At 74.3% G+C, this 4,842-nt stretch carries 2 protein-coding genes; both read right to left on the bottom strand.

Going from position 1 to position 4,842, the window contains the following annotated elements; all coding sequences use genetic code 11:
• A partial coding sequence (locus ACFVWY_RS35465; protein WP_389879029.1) for a beta-ketoacyl synthase N-terminal-like domain-containing protein occupies positions 1 to 503 on the bottom strand: 503 nt, incomplete at its 3' end.
• A gap of 16 nt (positions 504 to 519) precedes the next feature.
• The coding region (locus ACFVWY_RS35460; RefSeq protein ID WP_389879028.1) for an SDR family NAD(P)-dependent oxidoreductase at positions 520 to 4,842 on the bottom strand (4,323 nt) is incomplete at its 5' end.

The raw sequence follows: 4,842 nt of genomic DNA, 5'->3' as shown, positions 1-4,842 counted from the left end.
AGGCGGGTGATGTCGATGCCGGCGTCCTCGAACGCCTCCCAGGCGGTCTCCAGCAGCAGCCGCTGCTGCGGGTCGACGGCAGCCGCCTCGCGCGGGGCGATCCCGAAGAACCCGGCGTCGAACTCGGCGACACCTTCGACGAACCCGCCCTCGCGGGTGTACGAGGTGCCCGTGTGGTCGGGGTCCTCGTGGAACAGGCCCTCCACGTCCCAGCCGCGGTCCTGCGGGAACTCGGAGATCCCGACCCGCCCCTCGGCGATGAACTGCCACAGTTCCTCGGGGGAGTTCACGCCGCCCGGATAGCGGCAGCCCATCCCGACGATCGCGAGCGGCTCGGCAGCGCGGTCCTCGTACTGCTGGAGGCGGGCCCTGGTCTCGTTCAGGTCGACCGCGACCCGCTTGAGGTACCGGACGAGCTTGTCCTGCTGCTGATCGTTGCCTGCGGCGCTCACTGCGCTGTCCCCCTGGATGGTCGTCTGGTTCTGCTGGTTCTGCATGTTCATGCGTGACATCTGGGTGTCACACCTCGCCGAACTCGACGTCGAGGAGCTGGAACACCTCGTCCGCGGTGGTGGCCGCCTCGATCAGCCCGCTCATGCCCTGATCGCTCCCGGTGAGGGTGGCGAGCAGGCCGCGCAGCCGGTCCGCGATCCGCTGCCGGTCCCCGGTGTCGAGGCCGGTGACCATGCCCTCGAGTTCTTCGAGCTTCTTGAGCTCCCGGTCGACGGCCGGTACCTCGGCGGCGTCGCCCACGGCCTCGGCAAGCAGGTACCTCGCCACGGCGCCCGGCGACGGGTGGTCGAAGACCAGCGTCGACGGCAGCCGCACTCCACTGGCCCGGCTGAGCCGGTTGCGGAGCTCTACGGCGCCCAGCGAGTCGAATCCGAGCTCCTTGAAGGCGCGTGCGGGTTCGACCGCCTCGGCGGAGGCGTGGCCGAGGACGGCCGCCACCTGCGCCTGCACCAGCCGCAGCACCACGCGCTCCCGCTCGGCCCCGCCGACCGCGGCCAGCTGCTCGGCCAGAGTGGCTCCGGCCGCCGTCTCGGTGCGGCGCACGGGCATCCGTACCAGCCCGTGGAACAGCGGCGGCAGCGTGCCCGCGCCGGCCTGGGCGCGCAGCCCGGACTGGTCGAGACGTACGGGTACCAGGAGCGCGGTGTCCTGGGTCAACGCGTGGTCGAACAGTTCCAGGCCGGTCTCGGCCGGGAGGGCCCCGATGCCCATGCGGGCGAGCCGGGCCAGCTCGGCCTCGTCGAGGCCGCCGCCCATGCCGGCCGTATCGCCGGCCGGGCCCGCGGAGCCGGTGTGGCCGGACTCCCCCCACAGCCCCCAGGCGAGGGAGGTGGCGGGCAGTCCTGCCGCCCGGCGGTGGGCGGCGAGGGCGTCGAGGGTGGCGTTGGCCGCGGCGTAGTTGCCCTGGCCGGGGCTGCCGATGAGGGCGGCCACGGAGGAGAACAGGACGAAGGAGGAGAGTTCCAGACCGGCCGTCAGCTCGTGCAGGTACAGGGCCGCGTCCACCTTGGGCCGCAGCACCCGCTGGAGGCGCTGGGGCGTCAGCGATTCCACGGTGCCGTCGTCGAGGACCCCTGCGGAGTGCACGACGGCGGTCAGCGGGTGCTCCAGCGAGCCCAGCAGAGCGGCGAGCGCATCGCGGTCGGTGACGTCACAGGCCACCGCCCGGGCCTCGGCGCCGAGCCCGGCCAGGTCCGCGATCAGCTCGGAGACCCCCGGTGCGGCCGGACCGCGCCGACTGACCAGCAGCAGCCGCTTCGCCCCGTGCGTACCGGCCAGGTGCCGGGCGAACAAGGCGCCCAGACCACCGGTACCGCCCGTGATCAGGACCGTGCCCTCCGGGTCCGGAGCGGCCGGACCGCCCGCCTCGGCGAGCTCGGCCCGGGCCAGACGGGGCGCGAGCACCCGCCCGCCGCGCACCGCGAGCTGGGGTTCGTCCAGGCCCGCCAGCGCGGCCCAGCCGACGCCCGCGATCCCGGAGCCCGTGCCGGTCTCCTCGGCGTCCACGAGCAGGAAGCGGTCGGGGTGTTCGGACTGGGCGCTGTGGACCAGACCCCAGGCAGGGGCCTCGGAGGGGCGCACGTCCTCTCCCGGTACGGCCGCCACGGCCCGCCGGGTGACCACCAGCAGCCGGGTCTCCTCGCCCAGCCGGGCACTGGACAGCACCTGCCGCACGAGACCGAGCGCCCGCTCGGCGTTCCCGTGAACGGCCGCCACCGTGCTGCCGTCTGCCGCGTCGGCCGGGCCCGCGTGGGCGACCACGAGGTCCGGAGCGGCCAAGCCCTCGGCGAGGGCCTGTTCGAGAGCCGCCAGGTCGGCGTACTTCTCCCCGAGAACCTCGACCCGCAGCGGGGCCGCGGCCCCCGGCAGTGTCACCGGCACCCAGTCCACCTGGTAGAGCGAAGCGACACCGGTCCGGTTCCTCGCCTCGAGCTGGGACTGCTCCACGGCGCGCAGGGCGAGCCGCTCCACGGTCAGGACGTGCGCGCCGTCCTCGTCCGCGATGTCGATCCGCAGGTCCGAGTCCCCGGCGAGGCCGACACGGACCCGGAGCCGGGAGGCACCGGTCCGTCCGGTCCGCACGCCCGACCAGGAGAAGGGCAGACGGGTGGCGGAGCCTTCGCCTTCCCGTTCCAGCAGGTCGAACCCGCCGTGCAGGGCGGCGTCCAGCAGCGCCGGATGCAGGCCGAACCCGGCGGCGCCGTCCTCGTGCTCCTCCGGCAGGGCGACCTCGGCGTAGCAGGCCTCATCGGTACGCCAGACGCTCCGCACGCCCTGGAAGGCCGGACCGTAGTCGTACCCGGCCTCGGCGAGGCGCGCGTACAGCGCACCGGCCGGTGCCTGCTCGGCCCCCGCCGGGGGCCAGGCCGCCGCCAGGGCCGAAGCCTCCGCCGGGGCGGTGGCCGGGGCCAGGGTGCCCCGGGCGTGGCAGACGGCCTCGCGGCGGGCGTCCTCGTCCGGATCGCCGCCGTCCGTGCCCGCGGTGCCGGCTTCGGGACGGGAGTAGACGGCCACCTCGCGGACACCGTCCTCGTCGGGCCCGCCCACGGTCACCTGCACCTGCGTGCCCGCCGTGCGGTGCAGGACGAACGGTGCCTCAAGGACCAGCTCGTCGAGTACGGGTGTCCCGGCCCGGCGTCCCGCGGCGAGCGCCAGCTCGACGAGGGCCGCACCGGGCAGCAGGACGGTGCCGAACACCCCGTGGTCCAGGACCCAGGGCTGGGTACTGGCCGAGACGCGGCCGGTGAACAGCCACGCGTCGCGGTCGCCGACCCTCACGGCGGCGGCGAGCAGCGGGTGCCCGAGCCGGTCGAGTCCGGCCCCGGCAGCATCGCCGACGACGGGAGCGGGGCTGAGCCAGTAGTGCTCGTGCTGGAAGGCGTACGTGGGCAGCTCGACGGGGCGGGCTCCGGTCCCGGCGTAGTACGCGTCCCAGTCGACCGGGATCCCGGCGATGTGGGCCTCGCCGAGGAAGGCGGCGAAGGTGCTCGATTCGGCCTGGCGGGCGCGCAGAGCCGGGGCGAAGACGAGACCGAGGTCCTCCCCGAGGCACCGGCGGGCGAGCGCGGTCAGGACCCCGTCGGGGCCGAGCTCCAGGTAGCGGGTCACGCCCTCCCGGTGGAGGGTGCGGACGCCGTCGAGGAAGCGGACGGTGCCGCGGACGTGCCGGACCCAGTAGCCGGGGTCGGTCAGCTCGTCCGTGACGAGTTCACCGGTCACGTTCGAGACGACGGCCGTGTGCGGGGGGTGGAACGTCAGGCCTTCCGCGACCTTCCGGAACTCGCCTAGCATGGGTTCCATGCGCGGGGAGTGGAAGGCGTGGCTGACCCGCAGGCGGGAGGTCTTGCGGCCCCGCTCCTCCCAGCGCGGCACCCATGCGTCGAGGGTGTCCTGGTCGCCGGAGACGACGATCGAGTCCGGGCAGTTGACAGCGGCGATCTCCACAAGGCCCTCGAACCCGGCCAGCGCTTCGACGACCTCCTGCTCCTCGCCCTGGATGGCGGCCATCCCGCCGCCAGCGGGCAGTGCGCCCATGAGGCGGCCGCGGGCCGCGACCAGGGCGCAGGCGTCGGTGAGGGAGAGCACGCCCGCGATGTGGGCGGCGGCGATCTCACCCACCGAGTGCCCGACTAGGTAGTCGGGCCGGATCCCGAGGGACTCCACGAGCCGGTACAGGGCGACCTCGATGGCGAACAGCGCGGCCTGCGTGAACTCGGTCGCGTCCAGAGTCGAGTCCTCGACGGCGAGCAGCTCGCGCAGGGAGCGGCCCAGCAGCGGGTCGAGCTCGCGGCAGATCTCGTCGAGCGCGGCGTCGAACACGGGGTGGGCGGCGGCGAGTTCGAGGCCCATGCGGGTGCGCTGGGCGCCCTGCCCGGTGAACAGGAACGCCGTCCTGCCCGCCATCGGGCGGCCCTGGAGCACGCCCGCCCCCAGCTCGCCAGCGGCCAGACCGGCGAGACCCGCGAGCAACTGTTCCCGGTCACCGGCCACCACCACGGCCCGCTGCTCCAGCTGGGCCCGGGTCGTCACCGACGACAGCGCCACGTCCCGCAGGTCGAGCTCCGGGTCCGCCAGTACGCGCGCACCCAGTCGGGCGGCCTGCTCGCGCAGGGCCCGCTCGCCCTTCGCCGTCACGGCCACCGGGAACATACCGGGGCTCCGTACCCCGTCAGCCGTCCCGGCCGTCGCACGCGGAGCCTCCTCGATGATCACGTGGGCATTGGTTCCGCTGATGCCGAAGGAGGAGATGCCTGCGCGGCGGGGGTGGTTTTCGGTGGTGGGCCAGGGTTCGGCTTGGGTGAGGAGTTGTACGTGGCCGGTGGTCCAGTC

The sequence above is a fragment of the Streptomyces sp. NPDC058195 genome (assembly GCF_042883525.1).
Lineage (GTDB): Bacteria > Actinomycetota > Actinomycetes > Streptomycetales > Streptomycetaceae > Streptomyces.
The sequence above is the reverse complement of the archived record's forward strand: the minus strand, read 5'-3'. Positions and strand labels throughout refer to the sequence as shown.